This window comes from Pseudomonas sp. 300, from assembly GCF_055803035.1.
The window spans coordinates 1,489,109-1,514,226 of the sequence record NZ_JAVLRV010000002.1; the positions used below are offsets into that span (position 1 = coordinate 1,489,109).

At 59.4% G+C, this 25,118-nt stretch carries 21 protein-coding genes and 1 pseudogene; 11 read left to right on the forward strand and 11 right to left on the reverse strand.

The features are described 5' to 3' along the window. Positions 1-25 precede the first annotated feature (25 nt). The 5 genes from pqqC (at position 26) to Q7W83_RS13455 (ending at position 5,245) form a co-directional block, all read left to right on the forward strand. Entirely contained in the window at positions 26-778 is a 753-nt protein-coding gene (pqqC, locus tag Q7W83_RS13435; protein ID WP_150630499.1) for a pyrroloquinoline-quinone synthase PqqC, read from the forward strand. Further along, a complete protein-coding gene (gene pqqD, locus Q7W83_RS13440) occupies positions 775-1,047 on the forward strand; it encodes a pyrroloquinoline quinone biosynthesis peptide chaperone PqqD (RefSeq protein WP_150630500.1) in 273 nt (90 codons plus the stop codon). The genes pqqC and pqqD overlap by 4 nt, the downstream gene beginning before the upstream one ends. Beyond that, positions 1,025-2,167 carry a pyrroloquinoline quinone biosynthesis protein PqqE gene (pqqE, locus tag Q7W83_RS13445; protein ID WP_150630501.1) on the forward strand — a complete coding sequence of 381 codons (1,143 nt, stop codon included), beginning with the start codon at positions 1,025-1,027 and terminating at the stop codon, positions 2,165-2,167. The genes pqqD and pqqE overlap by 23 nt, the downstream gene beginning before the upstream one ends. A gap of 203 nt (positions 2,168-2,370) precedes the next feature. Next, positions 2,371-3,534: an alcohol dehydrogenase-like regulatory protein ErcA gene (ercA, locus tag Q7W83_RS13450; RefSeq protein ID WP_150630502.1), complete on the forward strand. Its 1,164-nt coding sequence runs from the start codon at positions 2,371-2,373 to the stop codon at positions 3,532-3,534. After that, positions 3,518-5,245, forward strand: coding sequence for a PAS domain-containing hybrid sensor histidine kinase/response regulator (locus tag Q7W83_RS13455; RefSeq protein WP_150630503.1), 1,728 nt, complete (start codon positions 3,518-3,520; stop codon positions 5,243-5,245). The genes ercA and Q7W83_RS13455 overlap by 17 nt, the downstream gene beginning before the upstream one ends. On the opposite strand, the gene Q7W83_RS13460 is transcribed toward Q7W83_RS13455, so the two are convergent. The 6 genes and pseudogenes from Q7W83_RS13460 to copC form a co-directional block, all read right to left on the reverse strand. Then, positions 5,230-6,108 (reverse strand): aldose 1-epimerase, encoded by an 879-nt coding sequence (locus Q7W83_RS13460; RefSeq protein WP_150639996.1) that lies wholly within the window; start codon positions 6,106-6,108, stop codon positions 5,230-5,232. The genes Q7W83_RS13455 and Q7W83_RS13460 overlap by 16 nt on opposite strands. A gap of 85 nt (positions 6,109-6,193) precedes the next feature. Then, positions 6,194-7,081 (reverse strand): SMP-30/gluconolactonase/LRE family protein, encoded by an 888-nt coding sequence (locus Q7W83_RS13465; RefSeq protein WP_150639997.1) that lies wholly within the window; start codon positions 7,079-7,081, stop codon positions 6,194-6,196. Positions 7,082-7,134: 53 nt separating this feature from the next. Beyond that, entirely contained in the window at positions 7,135-7,953 is an 819-nt protein-coding gene (locus tag Q7W83_RS13470; protein ID WP_412071787.1) for an NAD-dependent epimerase/dehydratase family protein, read from the reverse strand. Between the two features lie 199 nt (positions 7,954-8,152). Further along, positions 8,153-9,451, reverse strand: coding sequence for an OprD family porin (locus Q7W83_RS13475; protein WP_150630507.1), 1,299 nt, complete (start codon positions 9,449-9,451; stop codon positions 8,153-8,155). 255 nt (positions 9,452-9,706) lie between these two features. After that, positions 9,707-10,563 (reverse strand): annotated as a pseudogene (gene copD, locus Q7W83_RS13480) (copper homeostasis membrane protein CopD). A 3-nt stretch (positions 10,564-10,566) separates the two neighbouring features. After that, positions 10,567-10,932 carry a copper homeostasis periplasmic binding protein CopC gene (gene copC / locus Q7W83_RS13485; RefSeq protein WP_150640001.1) on the reverse strand — a complete coding sequence of 122 codons (366 nt, stop codon included), beginning with the start codon at positions 10,930-10,932 and terminating at the stop codon, positions 10,567-10,569. Positions 10,933-11,078: 146 nt separating this feature from the next. Between copC and Q7W83_RS13490 the strand changes: the two genes are divergently transcribed. Next, on the forward strand, positions 11,079-11,699 hold the full coding sequence (locus Q7W83_RS13490) for a TetR/AcrR family transcriptional regulator (RefSeq protein ID WP_017339437.1): 621 nt from the start codon (positions 11,079-11,081) through the stop codon (positions 11,697-11,699). 115 nt (positions 11,700-11,814) lie between these two features. Here the strand turns inward: Q7W83_RS13490 and preA are convergent, their stop codons facing one another. The 3 genes from preA to hydA form a co-directional block, all read right to left on the reverse strand. Continuing rightward, positions 11,815-13,089 (reverse strand): NAD-dependent dihydropyrimidine dehydrogenase subunit PreA, encoded by a 1,275-nt coding sequence (preA, locus tag Q7W83_RS13495; protein ID WP_473656189.1) that lies wholly within the window; start codon positions 13,087-13,089, stop codon positions 11,815-11,817. Beyond that, positions 13,090-14,457 (reverse strand): NAD(P)-dependent oxidoreductase, encoded by a 1,368-nt coding sequence (locus Q7W83_RS13500; protein WP_458377507.1) that lies wholly within the window; start codon positions 14,455-14,457, stop codon positions 13,090-13,092. Between the two features lie 157 nt (positions 14,458-14,614). Then, entirely contained in the window at positions 14,615-16,054 is a 1,440-nt protein-coding gene (gene hydA, locus Q7W83_RS13505; protein ID WP_150630512.1) for a dihydropyrimidinase, read from the reverse strand. A gap of 551 nt (positions 16,055-16,605) precedes the next feature. Between hydA and Q7W83_RS13510 the strand changes: the two genes are divergently transcribed. From Q7W83_RS13510 to Q7W83_RS13530, 5 genes are all read left to right on the forward strand, one after another. Next, complete coding sequence (locus tag Q7W83_RS13510) at positions 16,606-18,090, forward strand: NCS1 family nucleobase:cation symporter-1 (RefSeq protein ID WP_150639222.1); 1,485 nt, start codon at positions 16,606-16,608, stop codon at positions 18,088-18,090. Between the two features lie 166 nt (positions 18,091-18,256). Further along, the gene (locus tag Q7W83_RS13515; protein ID WP_150630514.1) at positions 18,257-19,540 is read left to right on the forward strand and encodes a Zn-dependent hydrolase; all 1,284 of its coding nucleotides are present in this window, start codon (positions 18,257-18,259) and stop codon (positions 19,538-19,540) included. 142 nt (positions 19,541-19,682) lie between these two features. After that, a complete protein-coding gene (locus Q7W83_RS13520) occupies positions 19,683-20,699 on the forward strand; it encodes an RHS repeat-associated core domain-containing protein (protein WP_458377506.1) in 1,017 nt (338 codons plus the stop codon). Positions 20,700-20,820: 121 nt separating this feature from the next. Next, the gene (locus Q7W83_RS13525; protein ID WP_473656190.1) at positions 20,821-22,317 is read left to right on the forward strand and encodes a helix-turn-helix transcriptional regulator; all 1,497 of its coding nucleotides are present in this window, start codon (positions 20,821-20,823) and stop codon (positions 22,315-22,317) included. Positions 22,318-22,501: 184 nt separating this feature from the next. After that, complete coding sequence (locus Q7W83_RS13530; RefSeq protein ID WP_150639220.1) at positions 22,502-22,753, forward strand: DUF1652 domain-containing protein; 252 nt, start codon at positions 22,502-22,504, stop codon at positions 22,751-22,753. A 466-nt stretch (positions 22,754-23,219) separates the two neighbouring features. On the opposite strand, the gene Q7W83_RS13535 is transcribed toward Q7W83_RS13530, so the two are convergent. Both Q7W83_RS13535 and Q7W83_RS13540 read right to left on the reverse strand, forming a co-directional pair. Next, complete coding sequence (locus Q7W83_RS13535; protein WP_150630518.1) at positions 23,220-23,987, reverse strand: SDR family oxidoreductase; 768 nt, start codon at positions 23,985-23,987, stop codon at positions 23,220-23,222. Between the two features lie 38 nt (positions 23,988-24,025). After that, positions 24,026-25,093: a phosphotransferase family protein gene (locus tag Q7W83_RS13540; protein WP_150639219.1), complete on the reverse strand. Its 1,068-nt coding sequence runs from the start codon at positions 25,091-25,093 to the stop codon at positions 24,026-24,028. Between the last annotated feature and the right edge of the window lie 25 nt (positions 25,094-25,118).

Below are 25,118 nucleotides of genomic sequence, written 5' to 3' on the forward strand. Positions count from 1 at the left end.
CACCGGTCGTCCCCGGAGAACCGCAATGACTGACACCCCAATGACTCCCAGCGAATTCGAAGCCGCCCTGCGCGCCAAAGGCGCGTACTACCACATCCATCACCCGTTCCACCAAGCCATGTACGCCGGTCGCGCCACTCGCGCGCAGATTCAAGGCTGGGTCGCCAACCGCTTCTACTACCAGATCAACATTCCGCTCAAGGATGCCGCCATCCTGGCCAACTGCCCGGACCGCGACGTGCGCCGCGAATGGCTGCAGCGGATTCTCGACCACGACGGTGTGCCCGGCAGCGAAGGCGGCATTGAAGCCTGGCTGCGCCTCGGTGAAGCGGTGGGCCTGGACCGTGAACAGATCCTGTCCCAGGAACTGGTATTGCCCGGCGTCCGTTTTGCCGTGGACGCCTACGTCAATTTCGCCCGTCGTGCCTGCTGGCAGGAAGCGGCCAGCAGTTCGCTGACCGAGCTGTTCGCACCGCAGATCCACCAGTCGCGGCTCGACGCCTGGCCCACGCATTACCCGTGGATCGACGTCGCCGGCTATGACTATTTCCGCACGCGCCTGAGCCAGGCGCGGCGTGATGTCGAGCACGGTTTGCGCATCACCTTGGCGCATTACGTCACCGTCGAAGGGCAGCAGCGGATGCTGGAAATCCTTCAGTTCAAACTCGACGTGCTGTGGAGCATGCTCGACGCCATGAGCATGGCCTACGAGCTGCAACGCCCGCCGTATCACACGGTGACCACCGAACGCGTCTGGCATCGGGGGATCGCACTGTGAGCCTGATCAAACGTGCGCAGTCACCGACCTTGCGCCAGGGGTTTCGCTTGCAGTGGGAGCCGCGTCAGGACTGCCATGTGCTGCTGTACCCCGAAGGCATGATTAAACTCAACGCCAGTGCCGGGCAGATTCTCGATCTGCTGGACGGTCAGCGCAGCGTGGCGGCGATCATTGATTTACTCTCCGCGAGTTTCCCCGGTGTGCCGGGGATCGATGAGGACGTGCTGGCGTTTCTGGAGGTGGCCCATGCTCAATTCTGGATCGAATGATTCGCCGCCGGGGCCGCCGCTGTGGCTGTTGGCGGAGCTGACTTATCGTTGTCCGTTGCAATGCCCGTATTGCTCCAATCCACTGGATTTCGCCCAGCAAGGCGCGGAGTTGAGTACCGAAGAGTGGATTCGCGTGTTCCGTGAGGCGCGCGAAATGGGCGCTGCGCAACTGGGCTTTTCCGGTGGCGAGCCGTTGGTGCGCCAGGATTTGGCGGAGTTGATCAAAGCCGCACGGGACATGGGTTACTACACCAACCTGATCACCTCGGGCATCGGTTTGACCGAGCAGAAAGTCCATGATTTCAAAGTCGCCGGGCTCGACCATATCCAGATCAGCTTTCAGGCTGCCGACGAAGCGGTCAACAACATGCTCGCCGGCTCGCGCAAGGCATTCGCACAGAAGCTCGCCATGGCCCGTGCGGTGAAAGCCCAGGGTTACCCGATGGTGCTGAATTTCGTCACCCATCGGCACAACATCGACCGCATCGACCGCATCATCGACTTATGCCTGGAGCTGGAAGCGGATTTCGTCGAACTGGCCACGTGTCAGTTCTATGGGTGGGCCGAGCTCAACCGCGTGGGCCTGTTGCCGACCCGCGAGCAATTGCAGCGCGCCGAGCGCATCACCAACGAATACCGTGAACGGCTTGAGTCGCAGGGCCATCCGTGCAAACTGATCTTCGTCACCCCGGATTACTACGAAGAACGCCCCAAGACCTGCATGAACGGCTGGGCCAATCTGTTTCTCGACATCACCCCGGACGGCACGGCGTTGCCCTGTCACAGCGCCCGGCAGTTGCCGGTGACGTTCCCGAATGTGCGCGAACACAGCATCGAGCACATCTGGACCGACTCCTTCGGTTTCAACCGCTTTCGCGGCGACGACTGGATGAAGGAACCGTGCCGCTCCTGCGATGAAAAGCACAAGGACCTGGGAGGATGTCGCTGCCAGGCGTTCATGCTGACCGGCGATGCCGCCAATGCCGACCCGGTGTGCAGCAAGTCGCCGCACCACGGTGTGATCCTCAAGGCACGCGAGGAAGCCGATGCGCCGGGGCTGGGGATGGAACATTTGATCTTGCGTAACGAGAAGGCATCGCGGCTGATCTATCGCGGATGAATACAGCGACACAAATCCCTGTGGGAGCTAGCCTGCTAGCGATAGCGGTTTGTCAGGCAATACAGATGCTAAATGTGCCGACCCCATCGCGAGCAGGCTCGCTCCCACAGGGATCTGCGGTGTACCCATAGGTCTGATTGCATTCGCAGCCGGATGGGTTAGTGTGGCTTTACCTTCCAAAACAATAAAAAACAGGCTTTCCAATGAGCCAGAGTCTCAGTCAGCTACGTAAATTCGTTTCCCCTGAAATCATCTTTGGTGCCGGTTGCCGGCACAACGTCGGCAACTATGCCAAGACCTTTGGTGCGCGTAAGGTCCTGGTGGTCAGCGATCCCGGTGTGATCGCCGCCGGTTGGGTCGCCGATGTCGAGGCCAGCCTGCAAGCCCAGGGCATCGATTACTTCCTGTACAGCGACGTTTCACCCAACCCGCGCGTCGAGGAGGTCATGCTCGGTGCCGAGTTGTACCGGGAAAACCATTGCGACGTGATCGTCGCCGTCGGTGGCGGCAGCCCGATGGATTGCGGCAAGGGCATCGGCATTGTTGTCGCTCACGGGCGCAGCATCCTCGAGTTCGAAGGGGTGGACACCATCCGCGTGCCCAGCCCGCCGCTGATCCTGATCCCGACCACCGCCGGCACCTCGGCGGATGTCTCGCAGTTCGTGATCATCTCCAACCAGCAAGAACGCATGAAGTTCTCCATCGTCAGCAAAGCGGTGGTGCCGGACGTGTCGCTCATCGATCCGGAAACCACCCTGAGCATGGACCCGTTCCTGTCGGCCTGTACCGGCATCGACGCGTTGGTGCATGCCATCGAAGCCTTTGTGTCTACTGGCCACGGACCCCTGACCGACCCCCACGCGCTGGAAGCCATGCGCCTGATCAACGGCAACCTGGTGCAGATGATCGCCAACCCGAGCGACATCGCCCTGCGCGAGAAGATCATGCTCGGCAGCATGCAGGCCGGGCTGGCGTTCTCCAACGCGATCCTCGGCGCGGTGCACGCCATGTCCCACAGCCTCGGCGGTTTTCTCGACTTGCCGCATGGCTTGTGTAACGCGGTGCTGGTGGAGCACGTGGTGGCCTTCAATTACAGCTCCGCGCCGGAACGGTTCAAGGTGATTGCCGAGACGTTCGGCATCGATTGCCGAGGCCTCAATCACCGGCAGATCTGCGGGCGTCTGGTTGAACATCTGATCGCGCTGAAACACGCCATCGGCTTCCACGAAACCCTCGGTTTGCACGGCGTCAGCACGGCGGACATCCCGTTCCTGTCGCAACATGCCATGCACGATCCGTGCATCCTGACCAACCCGCGCGAATCCAGTCAGCGTGATGTCGAGGTCGTCTATGGCGAAGCCCTCTGACGAACAACAACGTGCGCTGGCCGGGTTACTCGGATTAGGCAGTCACTCGGCGCGCAAGAGCCATTACCCGGAACTCGCCGCGCGCCTCGACGAGCTCGAAGCCGAGCGCAATCGCTACAAGTGGCTGTTCGAAAATGCGGTGCACGGGATCTTCCAGGCCAGCCTGCTCGAAGGCATGCGCGCCGCCAACCCGGCGCTGGCGCGGATGCTGGGCTATGAAAACCCTCAGGACGTGCTGTTTTCCCTGGCGGATCTGGCGAGCAACCTGTTTGTCGGCGGTGCCAGGGAACTGGAAAACATCGGCGAAATCCTTCGGCATCAGGGCAGCCTCCACGGCTATGAAACCCAGTTACGGCGCAAGGACGGCAGCAGCCTCGATGTGCTGATGAACCTACTGCTCAAGCCCGATCAAGAGGCGCTGGTGGAGGGGTTTGTCGCTGACATCACTGAACGCAAACAGGCCCAGCAACGGCTGCAACAGCTCAACGACGAGCTGGAACAACGTGTCACTGCGCGCACCGACGAATTGCTCGAAGCCAACCGCAACCTGCAGCAACAGATCACCCAGCGTAAACAGATCACCGAGGCCTTGCGCGATGCCCGGGACGCTGCCGAGGCCGCCAATCGCAGCAAGGACAAATACCTCGCCGCCGCCAGTCATGACCTGCTGCAACCGCTCAACGCCGCACGTTTGCTGATTTCGACCTTGCGTGAACGCAAGCTGCCGGACGTCGAACAGGTGCTGGTCGAACGCACCCATCAGGCCCTGGAAGGGGCAGAAGATTTGCTCACCGATTTGCTGGACATCTCCCGGCTCGATCAGGCTGCGGTCAAACCGGATGTCGCGTTGTATCGCCTCGATGAATTGCTCGGGCCGCTGGTGTCCGAGTTCCGGTCAGTGGCCGATGCGGCCGGGTTGCGTTTGCGCGTGCACATGGGCGATTTCGCCATTCGCACCGACCTGCGCCTGATGACCCGCATCATGCGCAACTTCCTCAGCAATGCTTGCCGCTACACCGATCAGGGCAGCATTTTGCTCGGGGCCCGGCGGCGCGGCGACTGGCTGCGTCTGGAAGTCTGGGACACCGGGCGCGGGATCCCGGCGGATCGCCTCGACTCGATCTTCCTCGAGTTCAATCAACTGGACGTCGGCCGCGCCGCCGACCGCAAAGGTGTGGGGCTGGGGCTGGCGATCGTCGAGCGCATCGCCAAGATCCTCGACTACCGGATCCAGGTGCATTCGCTGCCGGGACGCGGCTCGATGTTCAGCATTGAGGTGCCGATTTCCCATGAGGTTCCGTTGCCCATCAGCCTCGCGGCGCCCCAGCCGGGCACCGGCAATCCGTTGCCGGGCCGGCGCTTGCTGGTGCTGGACAATGAAGTGAGCATTCTGCAAAGCATGAGCGCATTGCTCGGGCAGTGGGGCTGCGAAGTGGTCGTCGCCACCGACGAGACCTCGGCACTGGCCGCGTTGCAGGGCCAGGCGCCGGAACTGATTCTGGCGGACTATCACCTCGATCACGGGGTGGTGGGGTGTGAGGTGGTGCGGCATTTACGCGAGCATTTCAGCCAGACCATTCCGGCGGTGATCATCACCGCGGACCGCACCGACCAGTGCCGGCGCTCCTTGCAGCGACTGGATGCGCCGTTGCTGAACAAACCGGTGAAACCCGGCAAGTTGCGCGCAGTGTTGAGTCAGTTATTGGGGTAAGCGCGGTATTGCAGGCTGAAACCCAGCTCGGCGGACTGACCTTGCTCCAGCAACACCAGACCCGGCCGACCGGGCAAGTGGTGCGCATTGACCGGATGGCTCACCGGTTCGATGCAGAAAAACGCCAGGTCCACCGGGCAGTAGAGCAGGTAGTAATCGCTGCCGCTGGCCTGGCATTCCAGTTCATAACCGAGGTCGGGTTGCTGGATCAGGCAATGCCCATCCCATTGGCAGAATCCATTGTCGACCAGCGTGTCGGGCAGGGCCTTGAGGTGCTGGAAGTCCCAATCGGCGGGCAACGAGCTCAGTCGTGTGGGCAGTTTGGCAGCGTCGCATAACCAGACTTTCCCGGCTTTTGCCTGCAACTGCGTGTCGGCAGTGCGCGGCAGATACGGGTGCAGCCCCAAACCGTGCCACGCCGCGTACTCGGCCAGATGGGTGACGTGCAATTCGATACTCAGTTTGCCCTCGCTCAAATGAAACCGCTGCCGGGCGCGATAGGCGAACGGCGTGGTGCTGTCGAGTTGCAGCACCACTTCATCACGGGTTTGCGAAACCAACTGCCACGGCTGCTGCCAGGCGCTGCCGTGAATCGGCAGCGGATCGGTGAGGCTGTTGGGCTCGAGCGCAAGCCAGCCGTCCGGACGATCGAAACCACCGTCGGAAATGCGGTTGGACCATGGCACCAGAGGAAAACAGCCGAGTTTGCCGGGCAGGCCGGTGTTCAGCGCGTGCGTATCACTGCGGCGCAACAGGGGCTGCCCCGAACTGTTGACGGTCCAGTTGACGATGCTGCCGCCGAGTTCGGGGGCGAGGGTGAGGTGAGTGAATTCGTCTTCGAGTTCGAGCAGTGTTGGCGTCATGTTGACCCGCGATAGGAATGAGTACGGGGATAATGTGTAGGAGCCGGCTTGCTGCGGGCGGCTCCTACAGGTAACGCGTTTTCAATCAGGGGTTGAAGCGAGGTTCCGGCAGGCCTTTCACGCCCGGATCAAGGGCGAACACGCCGCCCGCCAGTGACTGTTCGTCATGGTCGTCACCGGGGCGGATCGAGGTCACGAACAGAGTGTCCAGCCGACTGCCGCCGAAAGCGCACATGGTCGGTTTTTTTACCGGTACGGTGAGGGAGCGGTCCAGGCGTCCGTCGGGGGTGAAACGGTGTATCAGCCCGGCGTCGTTGGCGCAGATCCAATAGCAGCCTTCGGCGTCCACGGCGGCGCCATCGGGGCGACCGCAGAAGTGATTCATGTCGACGAACACCCGACGGTTGGTCGGTGTGCCGCTGTCGATGTCGTAATCGAAGGCCCAGATTTGCTGGACCGAAGGATGCGAGTCCGACAGGTACATCGTGTGGCCATCCGGGCTGAAACCCAGGCCGTTGGGCACGATGAATCCACCCAGTTGCGCACCGAGCGGCCCGCGTTCTCCGGCGCTGTAGCGATACAACGCGCCCTCGGCCGCGTTGGCGCCCATGTTCAGTACCATGCTGCCGGCCCAGAAACGCCCTTGACGGTCGCAGCGACCGTCGTTGAGGCGCATGTCCGTACGGGAATGATCAACAGGCGCCAGCAGTTCGCTGTCGAGGCTGCCGTCGTTGTGCGTTTGAAGGCGGAAGAACCCGCTTTCCATCCCGGCGACCCAGCCGCCATCGCGGTGACGCGCGATGCAGGCGAGCATTTCCGGTGCCGTCCAGGCCTCGACATGGCCGGTTTCGGCACTCCAGCGTTGCAGGCCCCCGGCGGGAATATCGACCCAGTACAGGGCGTTTTCCTCAGGAACCCAGACCGGGCTTTCACCGACCCCGTTACGGGCATCGACAATCAATTCGGCTTGCATGGCAACTCATTCCCTGGGCTTTTTGTTGTGGGGATCAAGTGAAACAGGAGGCTTCAGTCACCGAACGGGCCGGACGCGACAAAGGCACCCCCCTGATAAACCATGGCCGGATCATCCGCAGCCGGCATCGGTTGGGCTTCGACTTTTTCGCGGAACACTTCAGACGTGTCCCTTGGTGCATAACCCAGCGCAGTGGCGTAGCGGTTGTCCCACCAGACGTTCTTGTTATCGGAAGCGCCGTAGACCACGGTATGGCCGACGTTCGGGGCGTACAGGGCGCATTCGATCAAATGAGTCAGGTCGCCGAAGCTCAGCCAGGTGCTCATCATCCGACGGTTTTGCGGTTCCGGGAACGAGGAGCCGATGCGGATGCTGACGGTCTCGATGCCGTAGCGGTCGAAATAGAAGCTGGCCACGTCTTCGCCGTAGCACTTGGACAAACCGTAGTAACTGTCCGGGCGGCGAGGGGAGCGGGCGTCGATCACTTCATCCTGTTTGTAGAAACCGATGACGTGGTTGGAACTGGCGAAAATCACCCGTTTCACGCCATGGCGGCGCGCCGCTTCGTAGATGTGGAATACGCCGCAGATGTTGGCGCCCAGGATGTCTTCAAACGAATGTTCCGTCGAGACGCCGCCAAAGTGCAGGATGGCGTCCACGCCTTCGACCAGATGATGCACGGCTTGCTTGTCCGCGAGGTCGCAGGTCACAACTTCTTCGCGGTCATCGATGGCGGGGGCGATGTCGGCGATGTCCGACAGGCGAATCACCTTGGCGTAAGGACGCAGGCTTTCGCGCAGCACTTTACCGAGGCCACCGGCGGCACCGGTCAACAGCAGGCGATTGAAAGGGACTTGGGAAGTGCTGGTCATGGAAATTCCTGGGCGCGAAATTATTGTTGTTGAATTTGTTGTAAGTTGTCGTACGACCGTGTCGAAGTATCGTTAGGGTTTCCGGGTCTTGTCAACGCAACTTTTGTGGAAATTGACGGAGGGTAACCGTCACGAACGCTATCTCCTGTAGGCGCCAGCTTGCTGGCTCCTACAGGTTTTGGATCAGCCGGGAAACGTCTTACAACAACGAAATCGGGTAGCTGATGAAAATGCGGTTTTCATCGAACTCGTTGTTGCTGAAGTCTTTGCGAATGGTCGCGTTGCGCCATTTTACGTTGAGGTTCTTAAGCGCGCCGCTCTGCACAGTGTAAGCCAGCTCCGTTTCGCGGCCCCACTCCTTGCCGTCGGTGATGGCACCGGTGTGTACATTATCACCGCTGATGTAGCGGTTCATCAGGGTCAGGCCGGGAATGCCGAGGGCGACGAAGTTGTAGTCGTGACGCAACTGCCAGGATTTTTCCTTGGCGTTGTCGTAGCTTGAGTTGTAACTGTCGTTGGCCAGTGTGCCGCCGCTGGTGCCGTTGACGCGCATCCAGATGCTGTCACCGGTCAGCTTTTGCAGGCCGACGTAAAAGGTGTTGCCGCCGTATTTGGCGGACAGCATCGCGAACGTGGTTTTGTTGTCCAGGTCGCCCGCCAGGGCACTGCCATCTTCCTTGCCGTTGAAGAAACCGAGGTTGGCGCCAAGTGTCCAGTCGCCGATGGGTTGGCTGTGGCTGAGGTTGAAGTACTGCTGCTGATAAATGTCGCTGAGTTCCGAGTACCAGACGCCGACCTGAGTGCGTTTCTCGTTGAACTGGTATTCAGCACCGCCGAAGTTGAAACGGTCCGAGGTGAACGCGGCTTTGCCGTTCATGGACATGTCTTCCATGCTCGCATCGTTGCGCGGGCTGTTCTGGCGGAACTGGCCGCCGTAGAGCGTCAGGCCGCTGATTTCGGTAGAGGTCACCTGGCCACCGCGGAAGGTTTGCGGCAGGGAGCGGCCGTCATCCGAGCGCAGGACGGGCAGTACCGGCATCCATTCGCCGACCTTCAATTCGGTTTTCGAGATCTTGCCTTTGAGCGCCACTCCCATCCGACCGAAGTTGTCGGCAGGGCGACCGTCATCGTGAATCGGCAGCAGTTGCGTGCCGCCGGTGCCTTTGCCGCCATCGAGCTTCTGCGAGTACAGGCCCAGCACATCCACACCAAAACCGACCGGGCCTGGCGTGAACCCGGACTTGGCGTCGAGGATGAAGCTTTGCGTCCACTCTTCCGCCTTGCCCTGGGGGTAGGTCGGGTTGGTGTAGTTGCGGTTGAAGTAGGCGTTACGCAGGTTCAGCGTGGCCTTGGCGTCATCGACGAAGCCTTCGGCGTGGCTGGTCACAGGCATCGCCAGTACGGCCAGGCTGCTGCAACCAATGAGGCTCAGGGTATGACGGCGTGCGAAGGTAGGGCGAGAGGTGCTGGTGGAGGAATTTCGGGCGAGTTTGCTCACTGTGACGTTCCCTAAGTTTCTTGTTGTTTTTATGTTTGTTATACGTCGTCGTACAACAAGGGGGCGATTATTTGCGAGTGTTTCGAGTTGTGTCAATCGGAAGTTGTACGATGACCTGAGGCAATTCGACGAGCGGGTTGATCATGTCGCAGGTATGCGGTTTGTCGAAAAAGGTCATTTCACCGCTGCCGCTGCAGGAGCCCGGCCTGCTGGCGATGGCGATCTCAGGCATGCCATCGGCGGCAAGGAGGGTGTTTACCCCGTGATCATCGGGGGCATGGTGCCCAGGAGTGAAACCGCCGCCACCGCGCCGATTCCCAGCAACCATTCCAGAATCACGCTGGTTTTGAGCGTCGCCAGGCGTTCTTCGCAATCCTTGATCCGCAGCCGATTGAACAGCGCGAGACCCAGCATGGCGATGACCAGCACCACCTTGATCAGCAGAATCAACGCAAAACCGGAGAGCAACGGGGTCGGCCAGAACTGCCCGGTCAGTACCCGCACATTGATCAGCCCGGTAATCACCAATCCCGCCACCAGCGCATAACCGACACCGCTGAAGCGTTGCAGTATTTCGCGGACAGCATGGCCAGCCGGTTGCCGCAGGATCATCACCAGCAACAACAACCCCCGAGCCAGGCCCCGACGCAGGTCAGGTGAATGATTTGATTGAGAATCAGCAACTGACCGCTGAGACCATCGAGCATCGCGCCGTGACCGACCGGCGCCAATGTCACCAACAGCAGGCCGCCAAGGGCCAGGCGCAAGGGCTGGTTCGAGTGAAGTGGCGTGAGCAGCACAACCATCAGCAAACCATTGAGCAGCAGATGCCAGCGCCAGACCTGACCGAAAAATGTATTGCCCAGCACCAGGCGCAAGGTCGATGGATCGAGCGCGGCGTCCCACGCACCGGCCATGCTGGCGGTGATCAGCAGCAGCCAGGCGATGCCGCTGATCAAGGCGACCAGCGCAAGCCAGCGGCTGACTCGCGCCAGAGGTGTGTCCAGCAATGCTTCACGACCCAACAGCAGCGGCCTGAATACCCAGACCCCGAACAGCATCAGCACCACGGTGAAATGCAGGAAGCGGCACAGCACCATCGCGCTCGTCATGAATTACTGGCCAACCTTGAAGCTGTAGGCCCCTTCGCTTTTGTGGGTATCGACCGACACCGCGTGCCATTCCACTTTGTAAGCACCCGCCGCCAATGGCGCGGCCGGGGTCACGATCAAGGTCTTTTTATCGCTGCCTTGGGTGGCCAGGCTTTTCACCGGCACGTCGGCGCCATCCTTGCTGAGGGTGACTTTGCTGAACGTCGCTTCGACGCCTTCGGAAAACACCAGGCGCAGCTCCGAGGGCGCGCTGACGGTGCTGTCGGCCGCTGGGGCCTGCTCTTTCAGATGGGCGTGGGCAAAGACCGATGAGGCGGCGAGCAGCGAGCCGAGCAGGGCTGCGGTGGTCAGGGTTTTCTTGAAAAGCATCGCGGGTACCTCAGAGGCAGGTTCGAAGAAGGCGGGCAGTTTAACTGCGAGCGCCGGCGGGCGGGTGTAGGAAGTTTCGGTTTAGGCTGTCGCCGCGATGTAGAGCGGATGCTAGTCTTGAGCAACGCTGTTGTCAGGGAGCCCTCATGGGCAATCACAAGATCGAGATTCGCCGCAGTAACGTCGAAAAAATTCTGCTCGGGGCCGAAAAGGTCTTCGCCGAAAAAGGTTTCGGCGGCACCGCCATGGCCGACATTGCCGCCGAAGTGCAACTGCCGCGCTCCAATCTGCATTACTACTTCAGCACCAAGACCGAGTTGTACAGCGCCGTGTTGTTCGATTTGTTGGAGGTCTGGAAGCAGGACGCGTTGTGTTTCGAGATGTTCGATGACCCGCGCGTGGTGCTCAGCAGCTACATCCGCGCCAAGATGAACCATTCGCGCAGCCGGCCTTACGGCTCGAAAGTCTGGGCCAACGAAATCATCCACGGCGCGCCGACGCTGGGTGAGAAACTCGACGTCAGCCTGTACGACTGGGCCAAGATGAAAGAAGCGAAAATTCGCCAGTGGGTGGACGACAAACGCATCCTGCCGGTGGAGCCTTCCAGCCTGCTGTACATGATCTGGGCGTCGACTCAGCATTACGCGGACTTTGATCATCAGGTGAATATCCTGAATGATCACCAGCCGCTGTCGGACATGCAGTTTGAGCGGGCGGTGCAGACGGTGACGAGTGTGATTTTGCGCGGGATCGGTCTGGAGCCTTAAAATCTCGAGTGGTGCTGCCGGCCTCATCGCGAACAGGCTCGCTCCCACATTGGAATGCATTTCAAATGTGGGAGCGAGCCTGCTCGCGATGGCGTCAGATCAGGCGCCGAAGATTTCAGACCGCAACGTGATACGGATTCCTCGGATCATGATTCCAGTCCAGAAACGGCTTGCCGTTCTCCATCGGCACCATCTCGATGCAATCCTGCACCGGGCAGGTGATCTGGCACAAATTGCAGCCCACACATTCGTCATCGATCACTTCGTATTTATGCGTGCCGTCTGCCTGCTTGAGACTGGCCACCGCCTGATGGGAAGTGTCTTCGCAAGCGATATGGCAACGCCCACAGCCAATACACGCCTCCTGGTCAATCTTCGCGATCACCTGATAGTTGATGTCCAGGTATTTCCAGTCCGTGGTATTGCCCACCGCCCGCCCGGAAAATTCGGACACGCTGGCGTAACCCTGACTGTCCATCCAGCGTGACAAGCCGTCCTTCAATTCTTCGACAATCCGAAAGCCATGCAGCATCGCCGCGGTGCATACCTGCACCGAGCCGCTGCCCAGTGCGATGAATTCCGCCGCATCGCGCCAGTTGCCGATGCCGCCGATACCCGATATCGGCAGGCCTTGAGTCTGCGGATCGCGTGCGATCTCGGCGACCATGTTCAACGCAATCGGCTTCACCGCCGAACCGCAATAACCGCCATGGGTGCTTTGGCTGCCGACGGTGGGGTTGGCGACCATACGTTCCAGGTTGACGCTGGTGATCGAGTTGATCGTGTTGATCAGCGACACCGCATCGGCGCCGCCGCGATGGGCCGCACGGGCAGCGACGCGGATGTCGGTGATGTTCGGCGTCAGCTTGACGATCACCGGCAGCGAGCAATACGTCTTGCACCAGCGCGTGACCTGTTCGACATACTCTGGCACCTGACCGACCGCCGCGCCCATGCCCCGTTCCGGCATGCCGTGGGGGCAGCCGAAGTTCAGTTCGATGCCGTCGGCGCCGGTGGCTTCCACCAGCGGCAGGATGTATTTCCACGATTCTTCGACGCAGGGCACCATCAGCGACACGATCAGCGCACGGTCCGGCCAGTCCTTTTTCACCTGGGTGATTTCCCGCAGATTGATCTCCAGGGAACGGTCGGTGATCAGCTCGATATTGTTGAAGCCCAGCACTTCACGGTTGGCGCCGAAATGCGCCGAGTAGCGCGACGACACATTGACCGCCGCCGGGTCTTCACCCAGGGTTTTCCAGACCACGCCGCCCCAGCCGGCCTCGAAGGCGCGGACCACGTTGTAGGCTTTGTCAGTCGGCGGCGCGGAGGCCAGCCAGAACGGGTTGGGGGATTTGATGCCGGCGAAGACAATCGAAAGATCAGCCATTTACGCGGCCTCCACGTTGAGCATCAATTGAGCGTTGATCGCCTCGGCAGCCAGCTTGCCGTGCTGCACGGCTTGCACGGTGAGGTCCTGATCTAGGCTGGTGCAGTCGCCACCGGCATACACGCCGGGAATGCTGGTGCGCAGGTGCTCGTCGACTTGAATTCGATCGCCAGAACGCTTGAGTTCGCGAGCCAGCGGATCGCCAAGCGCGCTCGAGTCGAAAGCCTGGCCGATGGCTTTGAAAATCGCATCGGCCGCCAGTTCGAAGGTTTCGCCGCTGGTTTGCAGGCGACCTTCCACCAAGTGTGTGCGAGCGAAACGCATGCCGCGTACTTGGCCTTGATCGTCGAGCAGCACTTCTTCGGGTTGCGCCCAGGTCAGCAAACGCACCTGATTGGCTTTGGCGATGTCCTGTTCGTGGTGAGTGGCGCCCATGTCCTCGACGCCACGGCGGTACACCAGATTCACATCATGTGCCCCGAGGCGGGCCATTTGCACGGCCATGTCGATGGCGGTGTTGCCGGCGCCGAGCACGATGCAATGATCCGCGAGGGGCAATTGGCTCAGGTCATCCGCCTGGCGCAATTCGCGGATGTACTCGGTGGCGGCGAGCAGGCCGGGTGCCTCTTCGTGATTCAGCCCAAGCTGTTTGCTGGCGTTGAGACCGAGGCCGAGGAACACCGCGTCGAATTGCTGATGCAGTTCGCTGAGGGTCAGGTTTTCACCGAGTTTTTGCCCGTGACGGATTTCGATACCGCCGATCTGCAACAGGAAATCCAGCTCCTTCTGTGCGTAGTCGTCCACCAGTTTGTACTTGGCGATCCCGTATTCGTTGAGGCCGCCAGCCTTTTCCCTGGCTTCGAAAATCACCACGTCATGCCCGTGCATGGCGCTGCGATGAGCGCAGGACAAACCGGCCGGGCCGGCACCGACCACGGCGATGCGCTTGCCGGTGGCTGCGGCGCGACGGAAGGGGTGTTCGCTGAAGTGCGCGTTGTCCACGGCGTAGCGTTGCAATAGGCCGATCAGTACCGGCGCGCATTCATGGGCGTTGTTGCGCACGCAGGCTTGCTGGCAAAGGATTTCCGTCGGACAGACCCGGGCGCAACTGCCGCCGAGGATGTTCGCCGAGAGGATTTTCTGTGCGGCGCCTTGCACGTTGTCCTGATGGATATTGCGGATGAACGAGGGGATATCGATCTCACTCGGACAGGCATTCACGCACGGCGCGTCGTAGCAATACAGACAGCGCGAGGCTTCCAGATGCGCCTGGCGGTCGTTGAGCGGCGGCGCCAGATCGGTGAAATGGCCGGCGAGGGCGGCCGCATTCTCATAGGGATGCGGGAGGTGGGTCAGGGTCTTGATCACGGTGTTGGCCTCACGGTTATTGAGGTGATGCCTCTGGTGGGCATTGGTTTGTACGGTGTCTGAACGGGCCTCATCGCCAGCAGGCTGGCTCCCACATTTGGAATGCGTTTACCCTGTGGGAGCCAGCTTGCTGGCGATGAGGTCGAAGGTCTCGATCTCAGCGTTTCACGGCAACCGGCTGATTCAACTCCGCCCGCTTGCTCAGCAAATCAAACACCGCCGGGTACGCCGGCCGTTCGACATACCGCCCGGCACCCCGCTCGGCGCGTAAATCCCCGTCGGCCCAGACCACCCGACCCTGGCTGATCGTATGGCTCGGCACGCCGCGCACGGTCTTGCCTTCGAAGATGTTGAAGTCGACTTGCTGGTGATGGGTCTTCGCCGAAATTGTCCGTGTGCCCTCGGGATCCCACAGCACCAAGTCCGCATCGGCTCCGACGCGAATCGCACCCTTGCGCGGGTAGAGGTTGAAGATCTTCGCGGTGTTGGTGGAGGTCAGTGCCACAAATTGCTGCATCGAAAAACGCCCGGTGTTCACCCCTTCATCCCACAGCACGGCCATGCGGTCTTCGATACCGGCGGTGCCGTTCGGGATCTTGCTGAAATCGTCACGCCCCGCGGCTTTTTGCTCGGCGCAGAAACAGCAGTGGTCGGTGGCGGTGGTGTGCAGGTTGCCGGATTGCAGACCATGCCAAAGCGCTTCCTGATGGCCGCGAGGACGGAACGGCGGGCTCATCACGTAACCGGCGGCGGTCTGCCAGTCCGGGTGTTGATAGACGCTGTCGTCCAGCAGCAGATGCCCGGCCAATACTTCACCGTAGACTTGCTGACCCTTGCTGCGGGCGTAAGTGATTTCGTCGAGGGCTTCCTTGGTCGACACGTGAACCAGGTATAGCGGCGTGCCCAGGGTCTCGGCGATGCGGATGGCCCGGCTCGCCGCTTCACCTTCGACCTGCGACGGACGCGACAGCGGATGCGCTTCAGGGCCGGTGATGCCCTGCGCCATCAGCTTGCGTTGCAGGTGATAAACCAGTTCTCCGTTTTCTGCATGCACCGTCGGCACCGCGCCCAGCTCCAGGCAGCGCTCGAAACTCGCCACCAGCGTGTCGTCGGCCGCCATGATCGCGTTTTTGTAGGCCATGAAATGCTTGAAGCTGTTGACCCCGTGTTGACTGACCAGCTCGGCCATCTCTTCGCGGACCTGCTCGCTCCACCAGGTGATCGCAACGTGGAAACCGTAATCGGAGGCCGACTTCTCAGCCCATCCGCGCCACTGATGAAAAGCCTCCATCAGCGATTGCTGCGGATTGGGAATCACGAAGTCGATGATCGACGTGGTGCCACCGGCAAGTCCCGCCGCCGTGCCACTGAAAAAGTCTTCACTGGCCACGGTGCCCATGAAGGGCAGTTGCATGTGGGTGTGCGGGTCGATGCCGCCGGGCATCAGGTATTGGCCACTGCCGTCGAGCACCTCGGCACCCGCCGGAACATCAAGATTGTCGCCGATGGCTTTGATCACGCCGTCGGCGCAATAGACGTCGGCGCGATAACTTTCATCATGGGTAATAACGGTGGCGCCACGGATCAACAGAGACATTCCGAGTTCCTCGCAGGCATGACCGACTTGTGCCGGTTCTAAATGTTTTATATGAAGCGTGCGCCAACAGGAGTATTCCTGTCAGTGCTGTCAGGAATAGAAGCTAGTATGAGTTCAAGGATTGAGCAAGAATATTTTTTATAAGCATATATCTTTTTTAAGTAGTTGATAAATAAGAACTAAAACGATTAATCACCAAAATGGTGAGACCTCTCACCATTTTGACGCACTTGACAGGTTCTAAAAATAGACGAGATTTCTTATGTGAAATCAGCCGCTTGAGAATGGTCTATGGTTGATGCGCAAGTTTGAAAAAAAGATCAACGCACCAGATTGAGTCCTGACGGTTCGGACAACTTGCCTGGGCTTTAGCCTGAGTGCACAGACAAGTGACCGATTACTCATCGCAGATAGATATAAAACTGATAAACATCAGTAAGTTGCAAAGTTTTTATGGAACTGCCCGATGCGCAATCGGGGTGCCCGGCACGTTTATTGATGCCACCAGCCCCTGATGAGCAAAAAATAATTCAAAGAACAGTGGAGCGGCCATGCAACAGATCAGATCACAAGTGACCGAGCGCGACGGCTTGTTCGAGCTAGAAGCCGGCAGCGATGTCCTCGACAGTCCCCGATACAACCACGACATGGCACCGACCAAGGTGCACGAACGATCCTGGAACAAATGGCACATCACCGCGCTGTGGGTCGGTATGGCGATCTGCGTGCCGACCTACACCCTCGGCGGGGTGCTGACCGCCTACTTCGGCCTGAGCGTCGGTGAAGCGCTGCTGGCGATTCTGTTCGCCAACATCATTGTGTTGATCCCGCTGACACTGAATGCTTTCCCCGGCACCAAGTACGGCATTCCGTTTCCGGTGTTGCTGCGTTCTTCCTTCGGCATCCTTGGTTCCAATATTCCTTGCCTGATTCGTGCGTTGGTGGCGTGTGGCTGGTTCGGCATCCAGACGATGTTCGGCGGGCTGGCGATTCACTTGTTTCTGGGCTCGGTGTTCGAGGGCTGGAAATCCCTCGGTGGCACCGGCGAAGTCATCGGTTTCATGATCTTCTGGGCGCTGAACCTGTGGGTGGTGATTCGCGGCGCCGAGTCGATCAAATGGTTGGAAACGCTCTCGGCACCGTTGCTGATACTGGTAGGTGTTGGCTTGTTGGTGTGGGCCATGCCGAACGTGTCGATGAGCGAATTGCTGGCGATCCCGGCCAAACGTCCGGAAGGTGCCAGCGTGGTCAGCTATTTCGCTGCCGGGCTGACCGCGATGGTCGGGTTCTGGGCGACGTTGTCGCTGAACATTCCCGACTTCAGTCGCTATGCGAAGAGCCAGAAAGATCAGATTGTCGGGCAGATTATCGGTTTGCCGCTGACCATGTTCCTGTTCGCCTCGCTGGGCGTGGTGATGACCGCCGCGTCGGTGAAACTGGTGGGCGTGACCGTGTCCGATCCAGTCACCTTGATCGGGCATATCCAGAGCCCGGTCTGGGTCGCGCTGGCCATGGCGTTGATCATTATCGCCACGCTGTCCACCAACACCGCGGCCAACATTGTGTCCCCGACCAACGACTTCCAGAACATCGCGCCGAAGGTGATCAACCGCACCAAAGCGGTGTTGCTCACCGGGCTGGTGGGGCTGTTGCTGATGGGGCATGAATTGCTGAAGAAGCTTGGGCTGATTGTCTCGGACATGAGCCTGGAAACCGTCTATTCAAATTGGCTGCTGGGTTATTCGAGCCTGCTCGGGCCGATCGCCGGGATCATGGTGGTGGACTATTTCCTGATCAAGAAACAGCAACTGGATCTGGCTGGTTTGTATCGCGATGACGTGTATCCGGCGTGGAACTGGTTCGGTTTCATCGCGTTCGGGGTGCCGGTGGTACTGACGTTGTTGTCGTTGGGCAGCGATGCATTCAGCTGGTTTTACAGTTACGGCTGGTTCACGGGCTCGGCGCTGGGCGGGCTGATTTATTACGGGTTGTGCTCGATGCGGCCCAGCCCGTCTGTTGCGAAATCTGCGGTGTGAGTTCGAGCCTCATCGCGGGCAAGCCCGCTCCCACAATTGATTGGGAGTGCACAACATTTGTGTTCGACCTCAATCCCTGTCGGAGCGGGCTTGCCCGCGATGACGGCCTCGAACACACCCGAGAATTGCCTGAAAAAACCTATAACAACAGCCTGAGGAGATCACCATGAACGCGGCCGTAGACGTTCTGCAATCCACCCATCAGCACATCAACCGCGACCGCTTGTGGCAGTCGCTCATGGACTTGGCCAGGCTTGGCGCCACGGTCAAGGGCGGCGTCTGTCGCCTGGCCCTGACCGATCTCGACCGCCAGGCCCGAGACATTTTCGTCGGGTGGTGCGAGGAGGCCGGTTGCACCGTCAGCATCGACGCCGTCGGCAACATCTTCGCCCGTCGCCCTGGTCGCAACCCGAACCTGCCGCCGGTGATGACCGGCAGCCACATCGACACCCAACCCACCGGCGGCAAATTCGACGGCTGCTTCGGGGTACTCGCCGGGGTCGAGGTGCTGCGCACGCTTAACGACCTGGGCGTGGAAACCGAAGCGCCGCTGGAAGTGGTGGTCTGGACCAATGAAGAAGGCTCGCGTTTCGCACCGTGCATGATGGGCTCTGGCGTGTTTGCAGAAAAATTCACCCTCGAAGAAACCCTGGCCAAGGTCGACGCCGAAGGCATCACCGTCGGTGAAGCACTGAACGCCATCGGCTATGCCGGGCCACGAAAAGTCAGCGGTCACGCGGTCGGCGCCTATTTTGAAGCCCACATCGAGCAAGGCCCGATCCTTGAGGACGAACACAAAACCATCGGCGTGGTGATGGGCGCCCTCGGGCAGAAATGGTTCGACTTGAAATTGCGCGGCGTCGAAGCCCATGCCGGCCCGACCCCGATGCACCTGCGCAAGGATGCACTGGTCGGCGCTGCCGTCATCGTCGGTGCGGTCAACCGTGCCGCCCTTGGCCACCAGCCTCACGCGTGTGGCACCGTCGGCTGCCTGCAAGCCTATCCCGGCTCACGCAACGTCATCCCCGGCGAAGTGCGCATGACCCTGGATTTCCGTCATCTGGAACCGGCAAGACTCGACTCGATGATCGCCGAAGTCCGTGAAGTGATCGAAACCACCTGCGAGGAGCACGGCCTGACTTTCGAACTGACACCCACCGCCGACTTCCCGCCGCTGTACTTCGACAAGGGGTGCGTCGAAGCGGTACGCGGTGCGGCCCAAGGGCTTGGCTTGTCGCACATGGACATCGTCAGCGGAGCAGGGCACGACGCAATCTTTCTCGCTGAACTCGGCCCCGCCGGGATGATTTTCGTGCCATGCGAAGGCGGCATCAGCCACAACGAAATCGAAAACGCCGCGCCGGATGACCTGGCGGCCGGGTGTGCGGTGTTGTTGCGCGCGATGCTGGCGGCTTCGGCAGCGATTGCTGGGGGCCAACTGGCGGCTTGAAAATCAAAAGATCGCATGCCGCCCTCAACCGATGCCGTTGTTGAGTGAGGGGGTATGCACTAGCAGTTCTGATAGTAGGCAAAGGCTGCAAAAACTTCGAAGCTTTGGTTCCTGCTGTCGGATCTTGCATGGAGCTCTGCCAATGCCTACGTCAACCGGTAAAACCTTGTGCCTCTACGGGTACGATCCTCTGGATCGTCAGACCACATGCGCTCCATTCGATCAAGAGGCTATCCAGCGTTTCCATTGCAAAGCCCGCCTGGCTACTGAGGTTCAAGATGCGGTGCAACGCAGTATCGTGCAATGCGAAGACCGGTTGTTGGCGGAGCGAAAGTATGAGGGGGCCAAGGTGGAAATCGCTTTGCTGGCGACGGATCTTCAGCGTTCGGTATTACACGCACTCGACGCGACTTCGACTCGCCTCTTCGTCTATACGCCATACGGTTATCGTCCAATGGTAAATGGCGTGCTCGGTTTGCTGGGGTTCAATGGCGAATGTCCGGATCGGGTGACTGGGCATTATCATTTGGGAAATGGCTATCGGCAGTTCAATCCGGTGTTAATGCGGTTAAATACGCCTGATAGTTGGAGTCCGTTTGGAAAGGGTGGGTTAAATGCGTATGCCTATTGTGAGGGGGAGCCAATACTGCGAAGTGATCCTGATGGCCATTCTTTTGGGTCTGTTTTTACTAAACCTTTAAAAAATATTTTCACGTCTCGACAATCGTCGAGTTCTGTATTTAAGAAATTGCTCGCTGCAGAAGTTGTGTATTTGGACGGTAGGCCCATAAAAACTCTTGGTGGTTTTTCTGGTGATGAAAATACGCTGTTCAGGGTTGACCTTAATAAGAATCAGTATAGAAAGCTTAGTAAGGTAAAGTTGAGAGTGGATAGGCACACGGCACAAATGGAAAGAGAGAATTTTAGTTTAGTTACGAAGTCTGAATCTGATGGGCCTGGGTCGGTCTCACCCCCAGATGGCGTAGGGCAAACTAATATTTCAGTAAGATTTAAGTATCTGTTCGGGAATGCTAATAATCTGCCCATGCGCCAATTGTTAGGCTCGATAGAGAGAATGGACGATGCCGTGGCAGCAAATAGAATGCTCTCGAAACCTCCTGTTTCTCCCGCCCGGACAGTTGGCAGTATTCGACGGTAGTTTCTGTGGCTACGTGAGAGGATTGCAAGGTCGAACAAGTGCTTTGCACTATCGAAGACTGCAGCGGTCCACATCTTCACACAGCATCACGAGGTGGTGCGGACACATCAGTGGAGAGCCAATGAGCCAGGACGTCCTGACCACCGAAACCAATCGCCGCCAGTTGCAACAGATCATCGCCGGTTTGTCCGACGGGGTGATTCTGCTGGAACTCGACCAGACCATTCTGTGGGCCAATGACGCCGCCCTGGCCATGCACGGCGTCAGCCGGATCAGCGAGTTGGGCGCGAACGCCACGGAATATGCCCGGCTTTTCGCTTTGCGCTATCGCAATAACCACCCGGTAACGGCCGACAATTACCCGATCAACCGAGTTGCTCGTGGCGAGACCTTCAGCGATGTACTGGTGGAAGTAACGTCGACAGCCGACGAGGACCGCACCTGGGTCCACAATGTGCGCAGCATGGTGCTGGCGACCAGTAGCGGGGAGCCGGAGTCGCTGGTGCTGATCATTAACGATGTCACCGAGTGGGCCAGTGCCGAGCAGCGTTTTGAAAGGACCTTCAACGCCAACCCGGCCCCGGCGGTGATCTGCCGCCTCAGCGATTTGCGTTACATCAAGGTCAATGCGGGTTTTCTGGAAATGACCGGGTATGCCCGCGATCAAGTCATCGGCGCTTCGACCTATGAGCTCGACATCCTTGAAGGCGCCGAGAAGAAAGACCTGGCGATCGAGCGTTTGCGCGAACACGCGACCATCCCGCAAATGCAGGCTGAGCTGAAGTTGCCCGACGGTAGCAGCAAGCAGGTGATTGTTGCGGGTCAGCCGCTGGAGCTGAACGCCGAAGACTGCATGCTGTTTTCTTTCGTCGACATGGAGCCTCGACACAAGGCTGAAGTGGCCCTGCGCCAAAGCGAGGAACGTTTCGCCAAGGCTTTTCGACTGACCCCGGTGCCCACCCTCGTGTGCGGTGCTGACGATCAGGTGGTGATCGACGTCAACGAAGCCTTTCTCGATACGCTCGCGTACCCCAGCGAAGAAGTGTTGGGCAAGACGCTCGCGGAAATCGATTTCATCCACGACACGGGCGCCCGTACACGGCTGTTTGCGGTGCTGGAGAAAACCGGCAGCCTGGATCGCATCGATGTGCGTATCCGTAAAAAAAACACTGACCTGATCGATTGCGCGATTTCTGCCGACACGGTGAACATTCAGGACAACCCTTGTTACCTTCTGGTGTTGATGGACATTACCGAGCGCAAACGCACCGAACTGGAGTTGCTGGCGGCGATCGAGGAAGTCATGAAAGACGCATCCTGGTTCAGCCGCACGTTGATTGAAAAACTCGCCAATGTGAAAAGCGTCAGTTCGCCGAAATTGCCCAGTGTGTCGTTTACCGATCTGACGGCCCGGGAGCGTGATGTGCTGGAGCTGATTTGCGCAGGCCTGGCCGACAAGGAGATCGCTGCGCGCCTGAAACTCGCGCCGAACACGGTACGCAATCACGTAGCAACGGTGTATTCCAAGCTCGATGTGCACAGCCGCAGCGAGGCGATCGTCTGGGCGCGTGAGCGTGGATTGTTCTCAGGCACGGCGCGAAACAGGGGGCAGCGCTAAGGTGCAAATGCACTAATTGAGGTGGTGCAAATTCATGTTTTGACAGGGGGCGACGGCGCATAGGCTGAGAGTGTGCGAGCGGGTCCGAGGAATATCCGCACGCGCCTTTTCAAGTCGCCTAAGGATCAGCCATGCCGTACAAGTGCATCCCCCTTGCAGTACCTTGCCACGAGGGTCAATCGCAATGATTCACCTGGCGCAACTGCGGCTGCAACTGGAACGCAGCTTTTCTCCCCTGGCCTGTGAGTGCACGATCACCGGTGATCATTCGTTGACGGTGAAGCTCTACCATCCGGTGTCGGGGCAGGTGGATCTGGTGGTCAGCGGGTTAAACGTGACAACGCTCAAGACCAGCGAAGCGGTTGCAGCGCTCATTGAGGAACTGCGCTACGAACTGGAATGCAACACACTGCATCGACCCGATCCCGTGTGCTAGTTGTGTCGGTTTTGACTGCTGACCGGACGTGAACACCCGCAAAATCAGCTTTTCTATGGCCACCCGTGAACTTTTTGGCAGGGTTTTGTTGTCACAAACTTGTCGATCACTTTCCGCGGGTCATCCTATGAAAAGTCTTGGGAAACGCGTTTTCACACCGTTTGCATTCTGTGTCGTCATTCTCGGTGGCTGTGCCAGTCCGCCGCCACCTCCACCCGCTGCACCACCTCCACCGCCTGTGCGCACCTGTCAGACCATGGATAAAACCGATGTCATGGGTGACATGAAGGCTGAGGGGGAGGTAACGCGGGTGACTACCACGACCCGCTGCGTCACTCAGTGAGCCAAACGTCTGATCCCTGCAGGAGCAGGCTTGCTGGCGGTGCGGCGCATCAATCAACATTGATGTCGCCTGTCGCCAGCAATCCGGCACCTGCAGGTCTGCGTCAGCGCCGAGTATTTCCAATCAGGACAGGAAGCCGCCATCCACGTTCAGCGAAACGCCGGTGGTGTAGCTCGATGCATCACTGGCCAGATAAAGCACTGCACCGGCCATTTCGCTTGGATCCGCCACTCGCTTGAGCGGAATCTGCTGCAGCGCAGTGTTCAAGATCGCTTCGTTCTTCACCAGCGCCGAGGCAAATTTGGTGTCGGTCAGGCCAGGCAGCAGGGCGTTGCAGCGAATCCCGAACTGCGCGCATTCCTTGGCAAATACCTTGGTCATGTTGATCACCGCAGCCTTGGTCACCGAATAGATGCCCTGGAAAATCCCCGGCGAGATGCCGTTGATCGACGCCACGTTGATGATGCTGCCACCCCCGTTGTCACGCATCAGCTTGCCGGCTTCAACGGACATGAAAAAGTAGCCGCGGATGTTGACGTCGACAGTTTTCTGGAACGCGCTGAGGTCGGTGTCCAGCACGTTGCAGAACTGCGGGTTGGTCGCCGCGTTGTTGACCAGGATGTCCAGGCGGCCGAACTGTTCGCGGATGCCGGCGAAGACCTGGCTGATCTGTTCCATTTCACCGATGTGGCACGCAACGGCGGTGGCTTTGCCGCCCGCAGCGATGATGGCGTCGGCTACGTGTTGGCAGCCGTCGAGTTTGCGGCTCGAAACGATGACGTGGGCGCCTTGCTGGGCCAGGAGTTTGGCGATGGCTTCACCGATGCCGCGGCTGGCGCCGGAGACGAAAGCGATCTTGCCGTCGAGGTCGAACAACTGAGTCTTGGACATGGGATTCCCTTATGAAAAGTCTTATTAGAGGGCCTGGATCAGAGGCTGGATTTCTGAATGACCTGCAAACTCATCTGCTCCAGCAGTTTGTTCATGTGAATGAACTGTGCGAAGCGTTTGTCCTGGGTCTGACCATGGAAGAAGCGGTAGTAGATCTGCTGCACGATGCCGGCCAGGCGGAATAGGCCGTAGGTGTAGTAGAAATCGAAGTTGTCGATCTGGATGCCGGCGCGTTGGGCGTAGTAATCGACAAATTCGCGGCGGGTCAGCATGCCCGGTGCGTGGCTCGGCTGGCGCCGCATCAGTTGCACCGGCGCCGGGTCGCCGGCTTCGATCCAGTAGGCGAGGGTGTTGCCCAGATCCATCAGCGGATCGCCAAGGGTGGTGAGTTCCCAGTCGAGCACGCCGATGATCTGCATCGGGTTGTTGGGGTCGAGGATCACGTTATCGAAGCGGTAGTCGTTGTGCACGATGCTCGAGGTCGGGTGATCGGCCGGCATCTTGTCGTTGAGCCAGGCTTTTACCGCTTCCCACTGCGGCGCATCCGGGGTCAGGGCTTTTTCGTAGCGATCGCTCCAGCCTTTGATCTGCCGCGCGACGTAACCTTCAGGTTTGCCGAGGTCACTGAGCCCATAGGCCTTGTAATCGACCTGGTGCAATTCAACGAACTTGTCGATGAAGCTCTTGCACAGGGCTTCGGTTTTCGCCGAATCGAGGCCCAGTTCCGGCGGCAGTTCGGAGCGCAGGATGATTCCGTTGACCCGTTCCATCACGTAGAACTCGGCACCGATCACCGACTCGTCGGTGCAGTGCACGTAGGCTTTGGGGCAATACGGGAAGCCGTCGCGCAATTGATTGAGAATGCGGAATTCGCGCCCCATGTCGTGGGCAGACTTGGCCTTGTGGCCAAACGGCGGCCGACGCAGGACAAACTCCTGTTCGGGGTATTCCAGCAGGTAGGTGAGGTTGGATGCACCGCCAGGAAACTGGCTGATTTGCGGCAAGCCACTGAGGCCTGGAATGTGGGCCTTGAGGTACGGATCGATCAGGCTGGCATCGAGTTCTTCGCCGGAGCGGATACGGGTGGACTGGTCAGTAAGCGCCATGCTTATCCCTTCTGCTTATTCTGGA